The 22,950-nt window shown below is 72.7% G+C and carries 14 protein-coding genes; 3 read left to right on the top strand and 11 right to left on the bottom strand.

What is annotated here, in order from left to right; translation table 11 throughout:
* Positions 1-6: 6 nt before the first annotated feature.
* Positions 7-1,503 (bottom strand): alpha-L-fucosidase, encoded by a 1,497-nt coding sequence (locus AB0J69_RS26335; RefSeq protein WP_364122313.1) that lies wholly within the window; start codon positions 1,501-1,503, stop codon positions 7-9.
* Between the two features lie 192 nt (positions 1,504-1,695).
* Between AB0J69_RS26335 and AB0J69_RS26340 the strand changes: the two genes are divergently transcribed.
* On the top strand, positions 1,696-4,965 hold the full coding sequence (locus tag AB0J69_RS26340; protein WP_364122315.1) for a glycoside hydrolase family 2 TIM barrel-domain containing protein: 3,270 nt from the start codon (positions 1,696-1,698) through the stop codon (positions 4,963-4,965).
* Positions 4,966-5,004: 39 nt separating this feature from the next.
* Complete coding sequence (locus tag AB0J69_RS26345; protein ID WP_364122317.1) at positions 5,005-6,717, top strand: acyltransferase; 1,713 nt, start codon at positions 5,005-5,007, stop codon at positions 6,715-6,717.
* Between the two features lie 3 nt (positions 6,718-6,720).
* Here the strand turns inward: AB0J69_RS26345 and AB0J69_RS26350 are convergent, their stop codons facing one another.
* Together AB0J69_RS26350 and AB0J69_RS26355 are read right to left on the bottom strand one after the other, a co-directional pair.
* Positions 6,721-9,405, bottom strand: a complete 2,685-nt coding sequence (locus tag AB0J69_RS26350) for a family 78 glycoside hydrolase catalytic domain (protein ID WP_364122319.1) — start codon at positions 9,403-9,405, stop codon at positions 6,721-6,723.
* On the bottom strand, positions 9,390-11,099 hold the full coding sequence (locus AB0J69_RS26355) for a hypothetical protein (protein WP_364122321.1): 1,710 nt from the start codon (positions 11,097-11,099) through the stop codon (positions 9,390-9,392). Before AB0J69_RS26355 ends, AB0J69_RS26350 begins: the two co-directional genes overlap by 16 nt.
* 128 nt (positions 11,100-11,227) lie before the next feature.
* On the opposite strand from AB0J69_RS26355, the gene AB0J69_RS26360 reads away from it, so the two are divergent.
* Entirely contained in the window at positions 11,228-13,099 is a 1,872-nt protein-coding gene (locus AB0J69_RS26360; RefSeq protein WP_364122323.1) for a beta-L-arabinofuranosidase domain-containing protein, read from the top strand.
* Between the two features lie 22 nt (positions 13,100-13,121).
* Here AB0J69_RS26360 and AB0J69_RS26365 read toward each other — a convergent pair whose 3' ends face one another.
* From AB0J69_RS26365 to AB0J69_RS26400, 8 genes are read right to left on the bottom strand one after another with little or no spacing between them, the layout of a single operon-like run.
* Positions 13,122-13,478: a VOC family protein gene (locus AB0J69_RS26365; RefSeq protein WP_364122325.1), complete on the bottom strand. Its 357-nt coding sequence runs from the start codon at positions 13,476-13,478 to the stop codon at positions 13,122-13,124.
* A 17-nt stretch (positions 13,479-13,495) separates the two neighbouring features.
* Complete coding sequence (locus AB0J69_RS26370; RefSeq protein ID WP_364122327.1) at positions 13,496-14,848, bottom strand: glycoside hydrolase family 28 protein; 1,353 nt, start codon at positions 14,846-14,848, stop codon at positions 13,496-13,498.
* Positions 14,845-16,866: a hypothetical protein gene (locus AB0J69_RS26375; RefSeq protein ID WP_364122329.1), complete on the bottom strand. Its 2,022-nt coding sequence runs from the start codon at positions 16,864-16,866 to the stop codon at positions 14,845-14,847. The genes AB0J69_RS26370 and AB0J69_RS26375 overlap by 4 nt, the downstream gene beginning before the upstream one ends.
* On the bottom strand, positions 16,863-17,864 hold the full coding sequence (locus AB0J69_RS26380; protein WP_364122331.1) for a DUF5605 domain-containing protein: 1,002 nt from the start codon (positions 17,862-17,864) through the stop codon (positions 16,863-16,865). Before AB0J69_RS26380 ends, AB0J69_RS26375 begins: the two co-directional genes overlap by 4 nt.
* 2 nt (positions 17,865-17,866) lie before the next feature.
* Positions 17,867-19,240, bottom strand: coding sequence for a DUF5060 domain-containing protein (locus AB0J69_RS26385; RefSeq protein ID WP_364122333.1), 1,374 nt, complete (start codon positions 19,238-19,240; stop codon positions 17,867-17,869).
* 14 nt (positions 19,241-19,254) lie between these two features.
* Positions 19,255-20,682, bottom strand: a complete 1,428-nt coding sequence (locus AB0J69_RS26390; protein ID WP_364122335.1) for an extracellular solute-binding protein — start codon at positions 20,680-20,682, stop codon at positions 19,255-19,257.
* Positions 20,682-21,866 carry a sialidase family protein gene (locus tag AB0J69_RS26395; protein WP_364122337.1) on the bottom strand — a complete coding sequence of 395 codons (1,185 nt, stop codon included), beginning with the start codon at positions 21,864-21,866 and terminating at the stop codon, positions 20,682-20,684. Before AB0J69_RS26395 ends, AB0J69_RS26390 begins: the two co-directional genes overlap by 1 nt.
* Complete coding sequence (locus AB0J69_RS26400; RefSeq protein WP_364122339.1) at positions 21,860-22,939, bottom strand: sialidase family protein; 1,080 nt, start codon at positions 22,937-22,939, stop codon at positions 21,860-21,862. The genes AB0J69_RS26395 and AB0J69_RS26400 overlap by 7 nt, the downstream gene beginning before the upstream one ends.
* Positions 22,940-22,950 lie beyond the last annotated feature (11 nt).

Consider the following 22,950-nt stretch of genomic DNA (forward strand, 5'->3'; position numbering starts at 1 on the left):
TCCTCGTCAGGTGATCTTGAGCATGTACGCGGCGGTGGTGGGCGGGTCGGGGGGCAGGTCCGCGTAGAGCGCCTCGGGGCCCAGCCGCCAGCTGACGGGGCCGTGGCCGAGCAGCTCGACCCGCTCCGGGCGGCGGTCGAGCAGGCCCTCGGCGGTGCCCAGGCTGGTGATCACGGCTGTCCGCGCCGGCCAGGCCAGCAGCGTGGCGTAGAGGGTGTCACCGCGCCGGGTGAAGCGGATGTCGCCGGGCCGGTAGGCGCGGTCGGCCTCGTTGTAGCCCTCGTAGCCCTTCGTCCCGCCCAGCCCGGTGCCGCCCTCGGCGGCCCGCAGCCAGGGCGTGGTGCCGTACACGCCCTCGCCGCACACCCGCAGCCAGCCGCCGACCTCGGCCAGCAGGTCGCGGGCGCGAGCGTCCACCGTGCCGTCGGCGTGCTGGGGGATGTTCAGCAGCAGGCAGCCGTTCTTGCTGACCACGTCGACGAGGGTGTGGATGACCTGCTGGGCGGTCTTGCGCGGGTGGAACATCGGGTCGTCGTCGGAGCAGTCGAACCACTCGCCGTCGCTGGTGTCGAACTGCCAGGGCCACGCCTGCGCGGCGTCGAGCTGGCGGCGCTCGCAGTCCAGGACGACGGCGGTGCGGTCGGCGTCCGGCACCTGCTTGACCGTGACCAGGCCGCCGGTCGGGCAGGTGTTGTAGTAGTGGGCCAGCAGCTCCAGCCCCGCCGTGCTGACCGGCTCGGACTCCACCACGCTGCCCTCGTCGAACGGGAGGCGGCCGTCGTCGAGGTAGACCAGGTCGGGGCGGTAGCGGTCGAGCGCCTCGCGGACGCGGGCGTAGAAGCGCGCGGCCACGCGGGCCGGGGGCCGGGCGCCCGGGTCGTGCCGCTCCGGGTAGAGCTCGGCCGGGTCGAGGCCCTCCCACCAGGTCCCGGTGCCGTCGCGCCTGCTCAGCGCGCCGTCGTACGGCCGGCCGGTGCCGGGGTCGCGCCCGTGCGCCACGTCGAGCCAGCGCCACGTCCAGTTGTGGTGGAAGCTGAGGCCGAACGGCAGCCCCGCCGCGCGGGCCGCCCGCTCCCACGCGGCCACGATGTCGCGCCGGGGGCCGACGCGGGCGGCGTTCCAGCCGTGCTGCCGAGAGTCCCACAGGTCGAAGTTGTCGCAGTGGGTGGCCAGGGCGACGAAGTAGCGGGCGCCGCTGGTGACGTAGAGGTCGATGAGCTCGTCGGGGTCGAAGCGCTCGGCGCGCCAGCGGTCGAACAGGTCCTTCGCCCCCGCGCCGGCCGGGAAGTGGGCGCGGTGGTGGGCGTGCTGGCGGGTGGCCCTCTTTCGTTCCCAGGGCTCGGACCAGGGCTGCGTTCCGTAGAGGTGGCGGGCGTACCAGTCGCCGGAGCGGGCCACGGACTGCGGGCCCCAGTGCGACCAGATGCCGAACTTCGCCTCGCCGAACCATGAGGGGATCTGGTGCGCGCGCAGCGACTCCCAGTCGGGCTGGAATCGGGTCATTTCACCACCCGCACTAAAACGATTTTAGCTGAAGATATATTTATTCAAGGCCACATGTCAATGCCTTCTGACCCTTTTGTTGGGTCTCTGATTCGTCTTCTGGTCGAGTGTTCGGCGGAAATGGGGGATGGTGCGGGTGGATCTTTCCGGTTAAAGTTAAAACGTTTTGTCTTCACCGGAGGGGGCATGCGGATGGCCGAATTCCATGAGGATCCCGGGCCGGGTTCCGGGCGGCGGGCGGCACGGGCCGACTTCGTCTCAGACGCGCCCCGGCTGGCGCTCAACGGCCGGTGGCGCTTCCGGCTCTCCGACACGGCCGCCGGCACCGGCCTCACGCTGCCGGACCCGGCGCTGGACGACACCGGCTGGGAGACGATCCCGGTGCCGTCGCACTGGGTGCTGGAGGGGCACGACCGGCCGCTCTACACCAACACCGCCTACCCGTTCCCCATCGACCCGCCGTACCTGCCGGACCACAACCCCACCGGCGACTACCGCCTCCGCTTCGACCTGCCGCCCGGCTGGCCACCCGGCCGTGGCGTGCTGCGCTTCCAGGGGGTGGACTCCTGCGGCACCGTCTGGCTGAACGGCGAGCTGCTCGGGCACTCGAAGGGGAGCAGGCTGCCGTTCGAGTTCGACGTCACGGGGCTGCTCCGGCCGCGCGGGAACCTGCTGGCCGTGCGCGTGCAGCGCTGGTCGTCCGGCAGCTACCTGGAGGACCAGGACATGTGGTGGCTGCCGGGCATCTTCCGTGACGTGGAGCTGCTGTCCCGGCCGGAGGGCGGCATCGACGACTTCACCGTGCGCGCCTCGTACGCGTCCGGCGCCGGGACGCTGCTGATCACCGCCGACGCCCCCGGCCTGGTGGAGATCCCCGAGCTCGGGCTCGCCGTCCCCACGGGAGAGCAGGTCACCGTCCCGGACGTGCAGCCGTGGAGCGCCGAGCACCCCCGCCTCTACCGCGGCACCCTGTCCGCCGCCGGGGAGACCATCGATCTGGCCGTCGGCTTCAGAACCGTCGAGATCTCCGGCGGCCGGCTGCTGATCAACGGGGCGCCGGTGCTGTTCCGCGGCGTCAACCGGCACGAGCACCACCCCGACCGCGGCCGCGCCCTCGACCGGGACACCATGATCCGCGACATCGAGCTGATGAAGCGGCACAACGTCAACGCCGTCCGCACCGCCCACTACCCGCCGCACCCCGAGTTCCTGCGGCTGTGCGACGAGTACGGCCTGTGGGTGGTCGACGAGTGCGACATCGAGACCCACGGCTTCGTCTACGCGGGCTGGGAGGGCAACCCGCCCGCCGAGCCGATGTGGCGCGAGGCCCTGCTCGACCGCGCCCGGCGCATGGTGGAGCGCGACAAGAACCACCCCAGCGTGGTCGTCTGGTCCCTGGGGAACGAGAGCGGCAGCGGCCCCGCGTTCGGCGACATCGACGACTGGATCCGGCGGCGCGACCCCACCCGGCCGCTCCACTACGAACGCGACCCCGCCTACCGCCACTCCGACTTCTACAGCCTCATGTACCCGTCCCTGGACGACCTGGAGCGCATCGGGCAGCGGAAGGAGGAGACCCCGGCAGGGGTGGTCGTGGGGTCGGAGGAGGATGTGCGGCGGCGGGGGCTGCCGTTCCTGCTGTGCGAGTACGCCCACGCGATGGGCAATGGGCCCGGCTCGCTGGTCGACTACCAGACGATCCTGGAGTCGTACGAGCGGTTCTGCGGGGCGTTCGTGTGGGAGTGGATCGACCACGGGCTGACGGGGCACGACTCGCTCGGGCGCCCGTACTTCCGGCACGGAGGGGACATCGACGCCCAGCCGAACGGGGAGCGGTACTGCCTGGACGGGCTCCTGTTCCCGGACCGCACCCCGTCACCAGGGCTGGGGGAGCTGCGCAAGGCCATCGAACCGGTCGGGATCACCGTGGAGGGGGCGTCGGTGGTGGTCGCCAACAAGTACGACGCGGTCTCGCTCGGGCACCTGGAGTTCCGGTGGCGGGTGGAGGTGGACGGGGTACGGTCGGCCACCGGCCCGCTCACCGTGCCCCACTGCCCGGCCCGATCGTCGGTCCGCGTGCCACTCCCGGCCGCAGCGGTCCCGGACGAGTCCCGGCCCGGGACGTCCCCCGCCCCCGGTCAGACGTCCCCCGGTCAGACGTCCCCCGGTCAGGCTTCTCCCCGTCAGGCTTCTCCCGGTCAGGCGTCTCCTGGTCAGGTGGCCTCCGGTCAGGCGGCGTCCGGCCAGACGGTGTCCGGGGTGGCGGGGGGTGGGGAGGTTTGGCTCACGGTCGAGGCGGTGCTCGCCGCCGACACCCGCTGGGCGCCGGCGGGCCACGTGATCGCCTTCGGCCAGGCTCGCCTCGGCACGTCCCCCCGCCGCCGGCCCCCCGGCCGCCGCCGCAACCTGGCCGGCCGCCGCCTCACCCCGCCGGACCGGCCTCTCGGCGCCGTCACCGACCGCCCCGGCGCCGTCAGCAGCCACGTCGACGCCGTCAGCGCCCGCCTCGACGCCGTCGCCCGCCTCGACCCGGCCAAGGACCCGCAGCCCGCCCAGAGCCCGATCTCGCCGGACGGCTCCCCACCCGGCGACCGGGGCGCCGGCGCCCAGGGAAGCGGGCCGGGGGAGGTGCGGCTCGGCGGGGCGGCGTTCGATGCCACGACCGGGCGGTTGCGCCGCCTCGGCGGCCTGGAGCTGGACGGCCCCACGTTCGACGTGTGGCGTGCCCCCACCGAGAACGACCGCGGCCAGGGCCCCAGGAACGCCCTGGCAGCCGACTGGGAGGCGGTCGGCCTCGACCGGTTCCTGCACCGCGGCGGCGGCATCGAGCGACCCGACGACGGCACGATCGTCGTCCGCGGCCGCAGCGGCCCCGCCACCCGTACCCTCGGCTTCCGCACCACCTGCACCTACCGCTGGCAGGACGGCGCGCTCCACCTCCGGATCGAGGCCGACCCCGTGGGCGACTGGCACGACACCGCCTACGGGCACCTCACCGTGAGCCCGCCCCGCGTGGGAGCCCGGTTCGCCCTGCCCGGCGGCTACACCGACGTGATGTGGTTCGGCCGGGGCCCGGGCGAGTCGTACGCCGACAGCCGGGCCGCCGCCCGGGTCGGCCGCTACGCCCGTTCGATCGACGCCCTCCAGACCCCGTACGTCGTCCCCCAGGAGAACGGCAACCACGTCGAGACCCGCTGGCTGGAGCTGTCGGGTCCCGGCCTGCCGATCCTGCGCGTGGACGGCGAGCCGCACCTGGACTTCACCGCCCGCCGCTGGACGAGCGAGGCGCTGCAGGCCGCCCGCCGCCCGCACGACCTGACCGACTCCGGCCGCGTCTGGCTGAACCTGGACCACGGCCAGCAGGGCATCGGCAGCGCCTCCTGCGGGCCGGCGCTGCCCGGGCGGTACCGGCTGGCGGTCCGGCCCTACACCTGGTCGATGACGCTGTCCGTGGTGGATTGAGCCGTTCTCGATGGATCGAGCCGAGAGGATGCTGACGGCATGACAGAACCGTCCAAGTTCGACTTCTGCCCGTGGCTGTTCTGGGACCACGCGAGCGAGGAGGAGCGGCGCGCCCAGGAGAGCCACCTGGCCGGGCTGCGGGCCAGGGCCGGACTCGACACCGCGGGGAAGGCGTTCGTCTCCCCGCTGGCCGCCGTGCACACCGAACGCCTGCGGATGGGCGACTTCTGCTACATCGCGGCGCACGCGTACGTCACCGACGACATCACGATGGGCGACGACTGCACGATCAACCCGTACGCGGTGGTGCGGGGCGACGTGGTGCTCGGTACGGCGGTGCGGATCGGCGCGCACACGTCGTTGCTCGGCTTCAACCACGGGACCGCGCCGGACCGGCCGGTCTTCCGCCAGCCGATCACCTCGAAGGGCATCCGCGTCGGCGACGACGTGTGGATCGGCTCGAACGTCGTCGTGCTCGACGGCGTGACGATCGGCGACCACGCCGTCATCGGCGCGGGCTCGGTCGTCACCAAGGACGTGCCCGCGTGGGCCATGGTGGCGGGCAACCCGGCCCGCCCGATCCGTGACCGCCGCGGCGCGCGGCCCGCCGCGGGGGAGGACCTGGAGAGGCGGCTCACCGCGTTCGCCGACCGCGCCAGGGAGCAGGCCGAGGACGTGCTCGCCCGCTGCTGGACCGGCGAGCGGTACGTGGACCGCCCCGGCGCCGAGCCGACCGTACGCGCGTGGTGCGACGCCGTGGAGATCGCCGACCTGCTGCTCGGCGGCCCGCCGCCGGCCCCGGCCCGCGAGGAGGTCATCGCCTTCCTGCGCGACCGTCAGGACCCGGCCACCGGCCTGGTCCCGGAGATCGGCGCCCCGGGCTCACCGGAGGCGGCGGACGCCGGTCGGGACCAGGCGGGCAGCGGGCGGGACCAGGCGGGCGGCGCGCGGGACCAGGCGGGCGGCGGGCGGCCCGAGTTGGAGGGCGTCGCCGCGTACCATGTCCTGTCCGTCGGGTACGCGCTCGACCTGCTCGGCACCCGCTTCCGCCACCCGATCCGCGCGGTGTCCGACCTGGCGCCGAAGGACCTGATCAGCACCCTGGACGGCCTGGACTGGGCACGCCAGGCGTGGACGGCGGGGTCGTGGGTGGACGCGTTCGGCACGGGCCTCTACCGCAACCTCGCCGGCTTCGACCTGGGCGGCGAGAACCTGGAGACGCTGTACGGCTGGCTGCTGACCCGGTGCCGCCAGGCCCACGGCATGTGGGGCGAGCCGGACGGGGACGCCGGCTGGCTCCAGGTGGTCAACGGCTTCTACCGGCTGACGAGGGGCACGTTCGCCCAGTTCGGGCTGCCGCTGCCGTACCCGGAGCGGGCCGTGGACACCGTGCTCGCCCAGGCCCGCGACCCCCGCTACTTCGGCCCGGACACCGGCAACGCTTGCAACGTCCTCGACGTCATCCATCCCCTGTGGCTGACGGGCCGCCAGACCCGGCACCGCAGGGCGGAGGGCGAGGCGTGGGCCAGGGAGAACCTGGCTCGCGCGCTGGGCGGCTGGCACGACGGCGCGGGCCTCAGCTTCGCCCTGACCCGGGGGAGCGGGGCGGCGCGCACGCCGGGCCTGCAGGGTACGGAGATGTGGCTGGCCATCATCTGGTTGCTGGCCGACTACCTGGGCATCTCCGACACCCTCGGCTACCGTCCCCGGGGCGTCCACCGCCCGGAGCCGGCGATCCACCACCCGGCCTGAGCGTCATCGATCCCACGCCGCGGTGAACGAATGCCGCCCGGACCCGGCCCGGCACACCACGGCCGACCCGGTCCGGGCGATCCCGGCCACCGCGTCCCCGGACTCGCGGACCGACGCGGGGTCCGTCGTCGGCACATGGACGGTGGCCAGGGCGCCCGGCGGGATCAGCACGTCCAGCCGCAACGTGCCCCCGTCCACCTCCCACCGGCTCGCCAGCCGCCCCAGCGGCGTCTCGTACGCGGCCGACGCCCACCGCAGCGTCCCCCCGGCCAGCGGCCGGATGAGCGGGCGGCGGAACCCCACCGACCCCTCCTCCTGCCCGAGCCCCGCGACCCCGCCGTACAGCCACGCCCCGACCGAGCCCAGCGCGTAGTGGTTGAAGGAGTTCATCGCCACGGGCCCGAAGCCCGCCTCCTCCGTCCACCCGTCCCACCGCTCCCAGATGGTGGTGGCCCCGCGCTTGATCGAGTAGCCCCAGGATGGGTAGCGGTCGTCGTGCAGCAGCGCGTACGCCAGGTCGGCGTGCCCGTACGCCGACAGGACCGGCCCGAGCAGCCCCACCCCGGCGAACCCGGTCGTCAGCCGCCGCCCCCGCCGTTCCAGGTCCGCCACCAGGTGCGCGACAGCGGCGGACACGAGGCCGGCGGGGACCAGGCCGTGCGCGAGCGCCAGCAGGTAGCCGGTCTGCGTGTCGCCGGTGATCCGCCCGTCGGGGGACACGAACTCGCGGGCGAACGCCTCCCCGATGCGGGCCCGGAGATCGGCGTACCGGGCATGGGACGAGGAGTCGCCCAGCACCCGGGCCGCCCGCGCCGTCAGGTCGGCGCTCAGCGCGAAGTACGCGGTGGCCATGACGTCGCGGGAGGTCCGCACCCCGGCCTGCAGCCAGTCGCCGTAGTGGCTGCCGACCCGGTTCCGCCAGACGAGGCCGGGGTTGTGCCGTTCGACGTGGTCCACCCACCGGCGCATGCTCGGCAGGCTGTCGCGCAGGATCCGCTCGTCCCCGTACACCTCGTACAGGTGCCACGGCACGACCGTCGCCGCGTCGCCCCACCCGGGCGTGCCGTGCCGCTCGGTCATGACGTGCGGCACCACGTCCGGCACCGCGCCCTCGCCGGTCTGCGCGCAGCGCAGGTCGGCCAGCCAGCCGGTGAAGAACGCCGCCACGTCCGCGTTGTAGCAGGCGGTGGGCAGGAACACCTGGGCGTCCGCGGTCCAGCCGAGCCGCTCGTCCCGCTGCGGGCAGTCGGTCGGCACGGACACGAAGTTGCCGCGCTGGCTCCACCGGAGGTTGCTCATGAGCTGCCGCACCATGGCGTCGGAGCAGGAGAACTCGCCCGCCACCGGCGTGTCCGAGTGCATCGCCCGGCCCACCACCTCGATGTCGGCGTGCCCGCTGATCTCGACGTAGCGGAAGCCGTGCACGGTGAAGCGCGGCTCGAACGTCTCCTCCGCCCGCCCGGCCGCCACGTAGTGGTCGGTGGCCTCGGCGGAGCGCAGGTTGGCGGTGTAGAGGCCGCCGTCGTCGGTGAGCGCCTCCCCGTGCCGGAGCGTGACGCGGGTACCGGGATCGGCGCCGCGCAGCGTCAGCCGGACCCGGCCGGCGATGTTCTGGCCGAGGTCCACGATGGTGCGGCCGTCATGAGCGCGGATTGCGGCGGGTACGAGGTCCTCTGTCACCCGTACGGGTTCGGCGGCGGACGGCACGAGGACGGCGTGCCCGGTGTCCGCCACCCGCGCCGGGGCCCAGGAGGAGTCGTCGAAGCCGGGCAGGTCCCAGCCGTCGTGCTCCAGGCGGGCGTCGTACCACTCGCCCATGAGCAGGTCGGCGTAGCGCAGCGGGCCCGTCGTCTCCCGCCACCGCCCGTCCGTGCCGACCACGGTGCGGGTGCCGTCCGCGTGCTCGGCCACGAGCTGGACCAGCAGCTGCGGGTGCCGGCCGTAGCGCTGGGCCTGCTGCCGGCCGTCCCAGCCGAGGCTGCCCGACCACCAGCCGTCCGCCAGCACCGCCCCCACGCACAGCGGCCCGTCCCCGGCCAGGTCGGTGACGTCGTAGACCTGGTAGGGGACGCGCTGCCGGTAGTCGGTCCACCCGGGGGTCAGCTCGCCGTCGCCCACGCGGTGGCCGTTGACGCGCAGCTCGTACAGGCCGCGGGCGGTGCAGGCGATCCGGACGGCGGTCGCCGGCCGCAGGCCGACCTCCCTCCGGAAGTAGCGGGGCGCCGGCAGGTGCGCCGTGCGGGCGGTGCGGGGCTCGCGGTCGTCGGTGGGCGGCTCGAAGGGCGGCTCGGTCTCGGGGTCGTGGGCGATCCAGGCCGCCGCCCACTCGTCGGGATGCAGCACGCCGGTGTCGAACCACGACCGCGCGGACTCGCCGTCGCGCACCTCGACCTGCCAGGTGTAGCGGGCGAACGAGACCAGCGGCGCCCCGCCGTAGTCGGCGCTGACGCCCTGTCCGTAGATCCACCCGCTGTCCCAGGCCAGGAGGCCGCCGGGGCCGTGCACCCTGATCCGGTGGCCCGCCGGGGCGTCGCCGCGGCGGTCGGAGGCCAGCCGCCAGGCCAGCCGGGGCGTGCGGGTGCCGATGCCGAGCGGGGTGCGGCGGTGCTCGCAGCGCAGGTCGTACGGCCGCAGCCGTGCGGATGAGGGCACCTCGGGGAGCGACCAGCTCATCAGGACCACGTCCATTCCGTCACGGGGCGGGTGAGCGCGTATTCGCGTCCGGGCGCCGTGGGATGGACCTTGCGCCCGGTGTACATCGGCCGGGCGGTCCCCTCGGGGCTGATGCCGATGACGTCGTCGCCGCGCCAGCGCACCTGGTACTCGCGGCCCGCCGCGACCTCGGTGCTCGTCGTCTCCGGCACGGGGAAGGTGACGGTGACGCGCTCGCCCCTCCGTGGGGCGGGGATCGACAGGTAGCCGTCGGGGGCCCACGCCCCGGCCTGTGCGCCGTCGACGTCACCGGTGGGACGGGAGACGCCCACCTTGGCGTACCCGGCCCAGTCGGGCACCCGGATCCGCAGCTCCCGCAGGTCCTCGTGCACGTCGAGGTCCACCCGGCCCTCATGGGGGAGGTGGCTGAGCACGGTGACCTGGCGGGTGGCCCGGGTGAGGAGCAGGTTGACCCGGGTCACCCGGTCGTCCGCGGTGACGATCGAGTTCCAGCCCCAGAACAGGCCGCGCACGCCGGAGCCGACGCAGCACGCCTGCACGTCGGCGGTGTGCCCGCGGCCGAGCTCGACGTCGCAGACGAAGTCGTTGGGGGCGCCGTAGCCGGCGAAGGCACCGCGTACGCGCTCGCCCACCCGTACGTGGGTCACCCAGCCCGGCTCGTCGCCCGAGGCGTCGGGCGCGGACTCGACCCAGCTCAGGTCCAGCAGTTGCGACTCCACCAGGTGGTTGCGCAGGAACCGCTCCACCACGCCCCAGTAGCGGGAGTGCCCCGACCGCGCCAGCGTGGTGCCGGTGCCGATCAGGTCCACCAGGGAGCAGCTCTCGTGCTCGTACCGCTGGTCGGCCAGGTCGCCGGGGGTCCAGCCGAACGCGGTGGCCTGGCCGAGCGCCCAGTCGTAGCTGCGGCGGACGAAGGCGGTCAGCTCGTGGTCGCCGGTGTGGCGGGCGTAGCGGGCGAGCCCTTCGAGGGTGCCCAGCCGGGTGTGGAAGTGGCCGCTGCGGTAGGCGCGGGCCGCGTTGAAGCCGCCGTCCTCGTCGTACACCCCGCTCTTGTGCACGATCAGCCGGGCGAACCAGCCGCACAGCTCCAGCGCGTCCTCGTTCCCGGTGGCCTGGTGGTAGCGCAGCAGCGGCATGATGAGCCGCCCGCTGAACGAGGCCGGGTCGGGGGCCAGGTGCAGCGCGATCGCGTTGGGGGAGGGCCAGCCGCCGGGCGTGTACTCGGAGGCGGGGTAGAACCACACGTCCCGCTCCTTGATCGCGATCCGCTTGAGCGCGGCCACGTGCCGGTCGGCCAGCCGGCGTGCCTCGGGGGCGCCGTCGGACACGTACCACGTGGTCAGCGCCAGGAGCACGGCCCGCTGGTCGATGAGGTTGGCGTTGGCCGGCCAGCCTGCTTCCGGGCGTGCCCGCCGGTAGCTCAGCCCGTCCTCGCCGAAGAAGCCGGCCAGCCGCCGCCTGAACCCCGCCTCGACCTCCCGCCAGGTGTCCTTGCCGGTCATGTGCCTGGCGAGCAGGCAGGCGTCGAGCAGCCGGCCGTGGCTGGAGCCCCAGTCCCAGTCGCCGTGCCGCAGCGACGCCGGGCGGGCCAGCAGGTCGGCCATGAAGTACGGGATGCCGTCCATGTCCTCGTCGGGCAGGCCGGCCACGGCGTTCATCGCCAGCTCGGCCCGTTCCTCCAGCAACACCGTGTCGGGGATCTCAGGCATGTCACCTCGTATAGATATTCAATGCTGCATAGATTCCTCTTCACCCTCCTTCGCCGTGGAGGTGACGTCAAGGTTTGCATGAATATTCGTATCTTGTTGGATATGTCGGACTGAGGGAGGATGGCGGCATGAGCGATGATTCGGTGGTGCGGCCGCGCCCGGAGGCGGCCGTGGCCCTGAGACCTGTGTCCTCCGGAGGGCGCGTCGAGGGTGGCTTCTGGGGCGCGTGGCAGCGGGTCAACCGCGAGGTGACGATCCCATTGGGCGGCGAGCGGATCCGCGAGTCGGGCGCCTTCGCCAACCTGGAGCTGGCCGCCCGCGGTGCCGGAGGGGAGCACCGCGGCAAGGTCTTCGCCGACTCCGACGTCTACAAGTGGCTGGAGGCCGTGGCCTGGGAGCGCGGCAGGGCCGACGACGAGAGCCTGGCCGGGGCGTACGCGCGGGCGGCGGAGCTGGTCGCGGCCGCCCAGCGCCCCGACGGCTACCTGCACACCCACACTCAGCTCACCGGCCGGGCACGCTACTCCGACCTGGCCTCCAGCCACGAGCTCTACTGCGCCGGCCACCTCATGCAGGCCGCCGTCGCGGGCCGCCGGGCGGCCGGTGACGACACGCTGCTGCGCGTGGCCACCCGCTTCGCCGACCACCTGGTCAAGGACCTGCCGCCGGACGCGCTCGACGGGCACCCGGAGATCGAGACGGGCCTGGCCGAGCTGTACCGGGAGACCGGCGCCCGCCCTTACCTGGACCTGGCCGCCCGCATGATCGCCACCCGGGGCCGGTCCCGCCTGCCGCTCAAGGGCCACCACGGGCCGGGCATCCGCCAGGACCGGGTGCCGCTGCGGGAGGCCACCGCGGTCGAGGGCCACGCCGTACGCGCCGTGTACCTGGCCGCCGGGGCGGCCGACGTCGCCGTGGAGACCGCCGACCGGGGACTGCTGACCGCCCTGGAGAGCCAGTGGCGGGACATGGTGGCCACCAGGACGTACCTGACCGGGGGTCTCGGCTCCGTCTGGTACGGCGAGCAGTTCGGCGGTCCGCACGAGCTGGCCCCGGAGACCGCGTACTGCGAGACCTGCGCCGCCGTCGGCAGCGTCCAGTGGTCCTGGCGCATGCTGCTGGCCACCGGCGAGCCCGCGTTCGCGGACCTGATGGAGCGCACCCTCCACAACGCCGTCCTGCCCGGCGTCTCGCTCGGGGGCGACCGCTTCTTCTACGTCAACGCGCTACGGGTCCGCGCCGGCGCCAACCCCGACGACCGCCGCTCCCCCGCCCGGGGCCGCCAGGACTGGTACGGCACCGCCTGCTGCCCGCCCAACGTGATGCGCCTGCTCGCCTCCCTCGACCACTACCGCGCCACCCAGGACGGGGACGGCGTCCAGGTCCATCTGTACGCGGGGGGCACGATCCGGGCGGGCGAGGTGCTGCTGGAGGTGGAGACCGACTACCCGTGGGACGGCCGCGTCGAGATCGCCGTCCGCGAGACCCCCGCCCGGCCGTGGACCCTGTCCCTGCGCATCCCGTCCTGGGCCGACCAGGCGCTGGTGAACGACGACCCGGCGGCCGGGTACCACCGCGTCCGGCGCGCCTGGCAGCCGGGCGACCGGATCACCCTGGACCTCGCCGTCCGCCCCCGCCTCACCACCGCCGTGCCGCGCCTCGACGTGGCCCGGGGCCAGGTGGCGGTCGAGCGCGGCCCCCTGGTCTACTGCCTGGAGCAGACCGACCACCCGGGGGTCATCGTGGACGACCTGTGCGTGGCCTCCCCCGACCTGCGCGACGGTCCCCCGGTTCCCGGCCTGCCCGCCGAGGTGGTCCCGGTCCTGGCCCGGGGCCGGGCCCACGAGCACCGGCCGGACGACGACGGCTTCCCCTACCGCACCGCGACCGGACCCCGGGAGCCGGAGCACACGGGCCCGGTCGAGCTCACGTTCGTCCCGTACTACGCCTGGGCCAACCGCGGCGCGGGTCCGATGACGGTCTGGGCCCCGATGCACTGACCCCGGTCACCGCCCGGCGGGGTCAGGTCAGGCACAGGCAGAAGGGATGCCCCGCCGGGTCGAGGAACACCCGGAAGGTCGTACCGGGCTGGTGCTCGTGCTTGACCGCCCCGAGTTCGAGCACCGCCGCCTCGGCGACGTCGAGATCGTCGACGACGATGTCGTAGTGCATCTGCTGGGGCACGTCCTGAGTCGGCCACGTGGGCGCGACATAACCCTCCACCTGCTGGAAGCAGATGCAGTCGCCGTCATCCGACCGCAGCTCCGCCCAGTCCGGGGCCGCCTTGACCTGCCAGCCCAGCACCGCGGCGTAGAAGGCGGCAAGAGCCCCTGGATCCGGACAATCAATGACGATGCCGGGGAATCGACCGATAGCCATGTCAGGCAACATATTCGCTATTCCGGATGATTTGCTGCCGGATTGTGGCCGGATCCGTCACCTCCGACCGTGACCCGCGCGACCGACAACCCCGCCACGTCGCTGGCCACGTCCGCCCGCAGCACCCGCGCGAACGAGCTGTCCCTGATCGTGACGTCCCGTAGCGGCTGCTCGGGATACCCCCGCAGCAGGTACGCGCTCCGCGTCCGGTCGCTGCGCACCCCGGCCACGTGGATGTTGCGCACCGGCGGGGGATCGTCGCCGGTGTGCCCGTCCCCGTGGTACAGGTCGATCGAGACGGCCTCCTTGGTCAGCTCGCTGATCTCCACGTCCTCGACGAAGACGTTCTCCACGAAGCCGCCGCGCACCGAGTTCGTCTTGATGTAGAGCCCGAAATAGAGGCCCGGCCCGCCCCAGCGGCAGCGGCGCACGAACACGTTCCGGATCCCGCCGGTCGTGTCCGTGCCGATGGCGACGGACCCGTACCGGTACCGCATCTCGCAGTCCTCGATCAGCACGTCCTCGCACGGCACCCCGACCCGCCGCCCGTCCGGGCCCCGCCCCGCCTTGATGGCGATGCAGTCGTCGCCCACGTCGAACACGCAGCCCGAGATCACCACCGAGCGGCACGACTCCGGGTCGCAGCCGTCGTTGTTGGGCCCGCGCGAGTAGATCGACACGTTCCTGACCAGCACGTTCTCGCAGCGCACCGGGTGGATCTCCCACATCGGCGAGCGCACGATCCGGACGCCCTCGACGAGCACGTTCCGGCACAGGTACGGCTGGATCATGTTCGGCCGCAGGTAGTGGCCCGCGCCGAACACCCGCTCCGCGACCGGCACCCCCTCGGCGGCCAGCCGCTGCAGCTCGGCCCAGTCCTCGGCCTCGTGCGGCGTGCCGGGGAGCCAGCCGAACTCCGGCGTGCCCACCCACGGCCACCAGTGTCCGGGCCCGGCGTTGCCGTCGAGCACGCCGCTCCCGGTGATCGCGATGTTCTCCTGGCCGTAGGCGTAGACGAAGGGGGAGTAGTTGTAGCACTCGATGGCCGAGAAGCGGGTGAAGACGGCCGGGAGGTAGTCGGCGGGGTCGGTGCTGAACAGGATCGTCGCGCCGGCCTCCACGTGCAGGTCGACGTTGCTGAGCAGGTGGATGGCCCCGGTGGGGTACGTCCCCGGGGGCACGCGTACGTGGCCGCCGCCCGCCTCGTGGCACGCCTCGATCGCGGCGCGGAACGCCCCCGTCCACTTGTCCGGCCACTTGTCCATGCCGCCGCCGAAGTCGGTGACGTCGAACCAGCGGTCGGGGAAGCGCGGCGGGCGCACCCGGTCCCGGAGCCGGTCCGCGTACCGCCAGGCCTCTGCCTCGTTCATGACCCTCCGATCCGCAGCGCGTGGTAAAGGGGCAGCGCGATCACCCAGGACGGGTTCCACGTGTTCGCCTCGCCCTTGCGCTGCCAGTTGGTCTGGAAGAACCCCTCACCCTGCTCGCCGGGCACCTCGAAACCCCAGTCACCGGGCTCCCGGCAGATGCCCTGGCCCGTCGCGTGCAGGATCGCCTCCGCCCGCTCCGCGTACCAAGGACGGCCGGTGGTCAGGCCGAACTCCCTCAGCTCCGAGGTCGGGAAGAACACGTCGAGGTGGTGGTTCTGCACGCTCACCGCGGGCCAGCCGCACGCCTTGAAGCCGCGCCGCTCGAACGTGCTGCCCCGGTCGAACTCGGGCGACCACACGTAGACGAACGTCAGCAGCCAGTCGGCCGCCACCTCCGCCCACCGCGCGTACAGCTCCCGGCCCGTCAGCCGGTACATCTCGTACGCGGCCAGGAAGAAGTACATCCCGGCCTCCTTGTCCTCCCCGGAGGCGTCCAGGGTGGCGTGCGCGAACGGCCGCTCGAACGTGGCGGCGTACAGCCGGTGGTAGCGGCTCAGCACCTCCTCGGCGCGCAGCAGCCACACGCGCTCGCCACTCAGCCGGTACGCCCCCAGCATCGCCTGCACGCACGCGATCCCCGCCGCGCTGACCATCGAGGAGACCGGAACGCCCGTCGGGGTCCAGCCGAGCGGGACGACGCCCTCGGGCAGCCTCGTGTGCCAGAAGAGCGCGGCGGCGTCCGCCACCGCCTCCTCCCACTCCGGCGGCACCTCCAGGCCCGCGTCCCTGAACTGGACGGCCAGCCCGGCCAGGTCGGCGATGGTCTCCCCGTGGGCGCGGCTGGAGACGAACTCCCGGCCGTCCCGGCGGAACATCTCCCACCGGGCGTCGTCGACGAGGTAACGGCCGTGCCGCAGGCCGCGTACGGGTGTCGCGCTGCCCTCGACGTAGAAGCCGGCCGCGCGCCGCGCCCGCTCCACCCGGCCCAGGAGCGCGTCGCAGCGGGCCAGCTTCATGCACTGGCCGGTCCACCCGTACAGGTACGAGCGGGGACGGCCGTGCCGGGCGCCGTCGTAGGCGAGGTAGCCGTCGCCGGTCCAGCGCGCGTCCATGGCGCCGGCCTTGAGCCGGACGATGTCGCGCGCCTGGAGCGGCCTGGCGGGTTCGTCCTGGTAGAGGCTGGTGTGGATGAGCTTCCTGAAGCCGAGGCCGCGCGGCTCCACCTCACCCCAGTCCAGGGTGTGCCGGGTGCTGATCGTCTCGCCCGGGGCGAGGTCCCGGTAGCCGATCGGCCGGTCCGCCACCTCGGCCTTGCTGACGTAGCAGACGTCCGGCCGCCCGTCGAACATGATCACCCCGGACATGGCCGTCACCGTCAGGTCCGCTGACCGGATGACCCCCAGCGAGCCGTAGGCTACCGTGCCGTCCCGCTCCGAGCGGGCGGGCTCGGGGTGGGCGAAGAGGCTGACGTAACGGCCGTCCCAGGCGGCGTTCACGGCGGGGATGGGCAGGCGGTCCTCCTCGCAGACGAACCCGCCGCCCCGCTCGATGCGCGGGACCCTCCGGTGCGGGTCGGAGGAGGGATTGCCGTTGTAGAGGACGCCGGGCATGGTGACGTGGGCGTCGGCGGTGGGGAGAGGCAGCAGGAGCCCGGCCGCCACGTCGGTGATTTCGGCTTCGGAGTCGTTGCGCCAGGTGGTCGTGAGGGTGAGCAGGCCGTCGGGGCCGAAGGCGAGCTCCAGATCCGCCGTCAACACCCCGGCCCGCGCCGTCACCGCCACCGTGTCCCCGCCCTCGCGCAGGTGGACGGTGCCCGGTTCGGCGGGTGCGACGCGCCACGGGCGGCCGGTCGAGGCGGTGAGCAGGCCGCGCAGGGGAGCCCGCAGGTGCGGGGCGCCGGCGTCGCGGCGGCTGAGGCGCACCTCGGGACCCTCCGGCCCGTCCACCACCTCCACCACCTTCCCACCGGGCTCGGCGATGGCGGGAGCCGAGCCGGCGGGGGTCGTGGGGGCCGTCATGGCAGCCGTCGCAGCCGGATCGCCTGCCCGGCCGTGCCCGGCAGCGGGACCCGTACCGCCGGCCCCTCCAGCACCCCGCACGGGGTCACCGTCATCTCCCACGTGTCGATCACCTCGGCCTCGTACCGCCCCGGAGGCAGGTCGTACTCCCGCGAGGGAAACCGGTGCTCCCCGCAGAACTCCAGGCAGAACTCCCCGGGCACCCCCAGCATCGGCGCGTCCCGGTCCCGGTAGCGGGCCTCGGCGGGCACCGCGGAGAGGACCTGCCGCAGCAACCCGAGCCGGGCCACCGCCGAGCCGACCAGCGTGCCCCCGTCCTCCGACCAGGTCAGCCCGTCGTCGTCCAGGTACGACTCCCCATGCGTCACGCGCCGCCGCCGCACCGCCCCGTCCCACGCCTGGGCCACGACCTCCTCGGGAGTCAGGCTCAGCCAGGGGGAGTCCGCGTCGCCCTCGTACCCGCACATGTCCATCACCACCGGCCGGTGATGGTCCCGCGTCCGGACCCACGCGTCGCGCGGGCTGCGCGCCCGCACGCTGCCGTGCGTGAACGACCGCCGCCACAGCAGCGGCGACCCGGCCTCCACGGTGATGGACAGCGGGTGGTGCCCGGGGTCCTCCTCGGCCACCAGGTCGGCCAGCCGCACCCAGTCGTGCTCCGTGAAAGCGGGGAAGCCCGCGGGGTCGTCCGTCAGCGACCACCACACGTTCGGGTACGCCGCCAGCCTCGGCACCACCTCCGCCACGTAACGGACGGCCGCCGCCACGTCCGTGACCCCCTCGCCGGGCCGCAGCAGCACCAGCTCGGCCGTCACGCCGATCGCGCCCAGCTCCGCCACCCGCTCCTCCAGCGAGTCGAGCGAGCAGCGGGACGCCAGCGCCGCCATCCGCACCCGGTCGAACGGCGACGACTCCAGCGTGGCGAGCGTCCGCGCCCGCCGCTTCTCGTCGTGCAGGTGCCAGCCGAGCGCGGTGGTCGCCATCCCATCGATGATCATCGTCAAACCCTCGTCATCCGCAGCGCCAGGTACGGCCGGCATGGCAGCCCGACCCGTACCCGGTCCCGGTGCACGCCGTCCACCGGGGTGATCGTCATGTTCCAGGCGTCGATCAGCTCGACCCGGTAGCCGTCGCCCGCGGGCAGCTCCACCGTGACGTGGGCGGGTCGCCGCCGCCCGAGGTAACGCAGGACGGTCCCGTCGCGGCGCTCCTCCATGATCCGCCGCAGGAAGCCGATCCTGGCCGGGCTCTCCCCGTACAGGCCGCCGCCGTTGCCGATCCACGCCCGTTCCTGGTGGCCGGCCAGCGACTCCCCGTGCCCCACGTAGCCGCCGCGTGACATGCCTTCCCAGAACCGGTCCACCAGCTCCTCGCCGGTGACGTTGCCCCAGCGCTTGCCGATGTTCCCCTCGTAGGAGATCTCGTCGAGCACCACGGGCTTCCCGCAGGCCGCGAGCCACTCGCCGGTCGGCGTGGCGTCCCAGTGCTGGATGCTCTGGTGCGTCACCCAGGGCTTGGTGTTGTCGTACAGGGTCGCGACCTCGTACATGCGGGTGCCGTTGTGGATCGAGCGCAGGTGCTCGTACGGGTCCAGCCGCTGGATCGTGCGCAGGATGTCGTCCCAGTCCTCGACGGTCTTGGCCCGGTTGAAGTCGTACTCGTTGGCGGCCGACCACCACACGTTGCGGTAGGCGGCCAGGCGGGCGATGACGTACCGGAGGTAGGCGTGGTCCGCCTCGCGCCCCATGTCCTCGATGCCGCGCAGCCCCCCGTCGTACGGGTGGAAGAGGATGATGTCGGCCTCGATGCCGAGCTCCAGGAGGTCGCGGACGCGGGCCTCCAGGTGGCGGAAGAAGACCGGGTTGAACCGGGTCTTGTCCAGCCCGTCGGGGTCCTGCCCGGCGAACGGCACCTCGGGTGGCGTCATCGCGCCGGTCGGCAGCACGCACATGCGCAGCTTGTTGAAGGGCGAGCCGGCCAGCGTCCGCAACGTCTGACGCTCGCGCTCCTCGTCCATGTCGTGCGTCCAGTGGTACGCGGTCGTCCCGAACGGCAGGTACGGTGTGCCGTCGGCGTACTCGAAGTCGGTGCCGGACGCGCGCACGGGGCCATGGTTGCCCTCGGCGGCGGGCGAGACCTCGAAGGTGCCCGCGCGCCCGTCCAGCTCGGTCACGTTGCTCACGGTGGTGTAGCTCCACGGACCCACCGCGTCCGGCATGAACCGGACGCGGTAGACGCCGTCGCCGTCGTAGAAGCCGTCGGCCTCGACGATGCGATTGCGGAGCTGGAACCGGGCCGACAGGCGAACGTCGGCGAAGGGGTTGCCGTCGGACGGCCCGGCCAGCTCGATCTCGTGGACGCCCCAGCGTTCCACGGTGGGGGACAGTGTTACCAGTCCTTTCCTGCGGCGGCCTGCGCCTTGATGTAGTTGGGGATGTCCTGCTGCTCGGAGACGGCCAGTGACTGTTCGGGCGTCATGCCGTCACGCAGCACGTGCTGGCGGAAGACCGACCACAGCGGCAGGTCCCAGAACTCGGTGTTCCGGTAGTTCGACACCGCGGCGTTCTCGCCCCAGTAGACGGCCGAGGTGTCGAGGTTCGCCAGTGCGGGGACGCTCTCGCCGAAGCTCGACATGACGCCGTCGGTCTGCAGCACGGCCTTGATGCCCTGCTTGGAGATCTCCGTCTGGGCCTCCTCCGACACCAGCCACTTCACGATCCGCAGCGCCTGATCCTTGTGCGCTGCGGACGGCGGGACGAACGCGGCCCTCGTGTTCGGCTGGTAGATGGTCGTGGAGCCGCGCTTGAGCACCGGGATCGCGGTGACCCCGATGTCGACGCTCTTGGCCTGCTCCTTGAACGACTCCTCGTCGCCGTCCTCGATGAACAGCTCGTTGCCGGCGTACATGTTCAGCCGCGACACCGTCTCGACGGCCATGGCCAGGTGACCCGGCTGGCTCATGTCGCCCTTCAAGAAGTCCGTGACGGTGGTGAACTCGTTGCGCGGGATCGTCAGGAAGCGGTACAGGTTCTCCACGTACTGCTTCCAGCCCTCACCGGTGATGCTGACCTTGAGCTCCTCGGGCTTCGGCTCCTCGCTCGCCGTCGGCTGGAACGGGTAGAGGCCGGCCTGGTTGAACTCGAGGTACTGGTCGGGGTGCTGCATGTAGCCCTTGTAGTGGTCCAGGCCGTCGTCCCTGGTCAGCTTCTTGGCCAGCTTGTACGCCTCGTCGTACGTCATGCCGGGCTCGGGGTGCGGCACCCCGAACTTGTCGAAGATCTTCTTGTTGTAGAGCAGCACGTGCTCGTCGATGAACAGCGGCACCCCGTAGATCCCGCCGTCGGAGCGCGACCTGGTCAGCTCCACCGCGGCCTGGTTCAGCGTGTTCAGGTCGATGCCGGCCTTCTGGAGGTCGGCGGTGAGGTCGCCGACCCAGCCCATCGGCTCCAGGTCGCGGTCGATGCGGGACTTGGGGTCCTCGATGATGATGTCGGGGGTGACGCCGGCCTTCTTGAGGTCCTCGTACCGGACGGGGAGGTCCCACGTCGCGTACTTGATCTTGACGTCGGGGAACGCCGCCCGCAGCTTGTTGCCGATGATCTCGTCGAAGACCCGGGTGCCCTGCCGGCTCTCGTCGACGGTCGCCTCGAACGGCTTGTAGTTGGCGGCGAAGATGAACAGCTCGTCGTCGCAGACCTGGAACGGCAGGTTGTACTTGTTCCCCACGTCCTTGCAGGCGGCTGCCGAGGCGTTGGCGGGCACAGCGGTGACGGACAGGGCGAGCGCCAGCAGCGCGATCCCACGAACCTTGCTCATCATTCACTCTCCTTGACGGGGGAATAGCCGCACTGGCGCACGACATTGCGCCGGACACCGTTCTTGAACTCGGTGATCGTGTGCTCGGGCCAGTTCGAGAGCAGGCCCACCGCGTTGCGCAGGAATTCCTCGTTGAAGACCACGTGCCGGATGTTGTTGCGGTTGTAGGAATAGACCAGGTGAATGAAGCCGTCGGCGCTCTGCGTGAGCACCGGGTAGGTGAACTGCGGGCCCGACTGGGCCTCCACGTCGACCGTGTGCTCCCATGTGCGGCCCTTGTCGGGGGAGAGCGAGAGCCGCATGGGGGAGCGGTGCTCGACCCACGGGTTGTAGGCCAGCACGAGCTTGCCGTCGGCCAGCTTGAGCGCGGCGACGCGCGAGTTGGGGTTGCCGATGGGCTCGGCCATCGGCGCGCTCCAGGTACGCGCGAAGTCGGTCGACTCGCTCTTGTAGATGGCGCCGTCCCCGGTCCGCATGTAGGCGACCAGCCGTCCCGGCTCCACCTCCACCACGGTCGGCTGGATCGAGCTCCTCGCCGTCCTGATCCAGCTCGTGTGCTCCTCCGGGTACGCCTTCCACGAGCTCATGTCCGGGCTGAACACGTAGAAGCCCGAGCTGGACTCGGCCTCGTCGTAGATGGGCAGCAGCACCTCCCCGTTCGACATGCGGATCGGGTTGGTGCCGACCATCCAGCCCCACTCCTTGCGGATGGAGGCGGGCTCGCTCCAGGTGTGGCCGCCGTCGTCGGAGGTGATCAGCCGGATCGGCGCCTGCTCCCAGCCGTGCCCCTCGATCGTGACGAAGAACAGGTGGAGCCGCTTGCCGTCCGACCACAGCACCGGGTTGCCGTCGGCCTTGCCCGGCTCGTCGAACACGACCTCCGGCTCGGACCAGGTCCGCTGGCCGGCCGCCAGCCGCGACAGGTAGAGGGCCTGGTTGGGGGCGCCCTCCGAGGTGCCGCCGTAGTAGACGGTCAGGAGGTCGCCCTGCGGTGCCTGCGCGACCGCGGCCGCGTGCACCTTGGGGACGTCGGGGTCGGGGGCGGCCACGTCCTGGCGGCAGGCGTACGCGCCGGTGGGTGCCACCGCCACGTCACCCTCGTCACGGTCGCCCGCGACGTACGACGGCACGGCCACCGCCACCGCCAGAGTCCCGTACAGAATTCTCCGCCGAATTTTCAGCACGCGTCGATCTCCAGATGTTTGATGGTCTTCCGCAGATAGGAGAAGGCGACGTGCAGCCGCCCCGCTCCGCCGTCGATGACGCTCGGATAGGAATAGCCGAGCTCGTTCTGCCGATATTCGGAGTCGGAATCCTGCAGGACCCGCCGGTGCGGCCAGGTCGCGCCGCCGTCCTCGGAGAGGGCGACGACCAGAGGGGTGCGCAGCGCCTTCTTGCGCCGCTGCCCGTTCTTGGTCACCCATCTGAACTGGTCGCGCTCCAGGCTCGCGTCGTTGTAGACGAGCGCGAGCCGTCCGTCGCCGAGCCTCGTGAGCTGGACGGAGGAGTCGTTGTTCGGCAGTTCGGCCCGCTCGGGATCGGACCAGGTGCGGCCGTCGGCCGAGACGGAGGTGTGGATCCGCCCCGCCCGCCGGTCGCGGAACATCGCCAGCAGCCGCCCGTCCGGCCGCCGCGCGATCGTCATCTGCACCAGGTCGCCGCTGCCGGGGACCGGGTGCTCGGCCCAGGTACGCCCGCCGTCCGCGCTGACCTCCACCACGCTGCGGTCGCCGGCGGCCCCGCAGTGGTAGGCGGGCAGCACCCAGGTCCCGTCGTCCAGGACGAGCGGCGGGTGCCGGACGAAGACGCCCGGCTCGGAGAACAGCACGCGCGGCCCGCTCCACGTCCGGCCCGCGTCGGCCGAGGTACGGGCCACGACGTGCGCGGTCGTCTGGTCGTACGGCTCGCTAGAGGTGTGCAGCAGCCAGACCAGGCCGTCCCCGGCCTCGAACAGCACCGGGTTCTGCTCGCTGCGCAGCGGGTCGGCGGCGATGACCCGGGGCGTCTCCCAGCGGTCGCCGGCGAGCCGGGAGAGCACCACGTCGGTGCCGGGGTGACCTTCCTCGGGGCCGCTGAACCAGGTGCACAGCAGCTCGCCGCCGCGCGTGCGCAGCAGGTTGGCCGCGTGGTTGTCGGGCCCGTGCGGCGCCGGCAGCAGCGCCTCCCGCGCCCCGGGCAGCACCGCCGAGGGGCGGACGACGCCGTCGAAGCGCGGGTCGGCCTGCCGTACGGCCCCGTCGGACCGGGGGTCGCTCATACGCTCACCTC

The organism is Nonomuraea sp. NPDC049709 (assembly GCF_040674815.1).
In the GTDB taxonomy this organism is placed as follows: domain Bacteria; phylum Actinomycetota; class Actinomycetes; order Streptosporangiales; family Streptosporangiaceae; genus Nonomuraea.

What these genes read in the sequence shown, in the direction of transcription:
- AB0J69_RS26335 (WP_364122313.1), bottom strand. Translation starts at nt 1,503, where the DNA reads ATGACCCGATTCCAGCCCGACTGGGAGTCGCTGCGCGCGCACCAGATC.
- AB0J69_RS26340 (WP_364122315.1), top strand. Translation starts at nt 1,696, where the DNA reads ATGGCCGAATTCCATGAGGATCCCGGGCCGGGTTCCGGGCGGCGGGCG.
- AB0J69_RS26345 (WP_364122317.1), top strand. Translation starts at nt 5,005, where the DNA reads ATGACAGAACCGTCCAAGTTCGACTTCTGCCCGTGGCTGTTCTGGGAC.
- AB0J69_RS26350 (WP_364122319.1), bottom strand. Translation starts at nt 9,405, where the DNA reads ATGGACGTGGTCCTGATGAGCTGGTCGCTCCCCGAGGTGCCCTCATCC.
- AB0J69_RS26355 (WP_364122321.1), bottom strand. Translation starts at nt 11,099, where the DNA reads ATGCCTGAGATCCCCGACACGGTGTTGCTGGAGGAACGGGCCGAGCTG.
- AB0J69_RS26360 (WP_364122323.1), top strand. Translation starts at nt 11,228, where the DNA reads ATGAGCGATGATTCGGTGGTGCGGCCGCGCCCGGAGGCGGCCGTGGCC.
- AB0J69_RS26365 (WP_364122325.1), bottom strand. Translation starts at nt 13,478, where the DNA reads ATGGCTATCGGTCGATTCCCCGGCATCGTCATTGATTGTCCGGATCCA.
- AB0J69_RS26370 (WP_364122327.1), bottom strand. Translation starts at nt 14,848, where the DNA reads ATGAACGAGGCAGAGGCCTGGCGGTACGCGGACCGGCTCCGGGACCGG.
- AB0J69_RS26375 (WP_364122329.1), bottom strand. Translation starts at nt 16,866, where the DNA reads ATGACGGCCCCCACGACCCCCGCCGGCTCGGCTCCCGCCATCGCCGAG.
- AB0J69_RS26380 (WP_364122331.1), bottom strand. Translation starts at nt 17,864, where the DNA reads ATGATCATCGATGGGATGGCGACCACCGCGCTCGGCTGGCACCTGCAC.
- AB0J69_RS26390 (WP_364122335.1), bottom strand. Translation starts at nt 20,682, where the DNA reads ATGAGCAAGGTTCGTGGGATCGCGCTGCTGGCGCTCGCCCTGTCCGTC.
- AB0J69_RS26400 (WP_364122339.1), bottom strand. Translation starts at nt 22,939, where the DNA reads ATGAGCGACCCCCGGTCCGACGGGGCCGTACGGCAGGCCGACCCGCGC.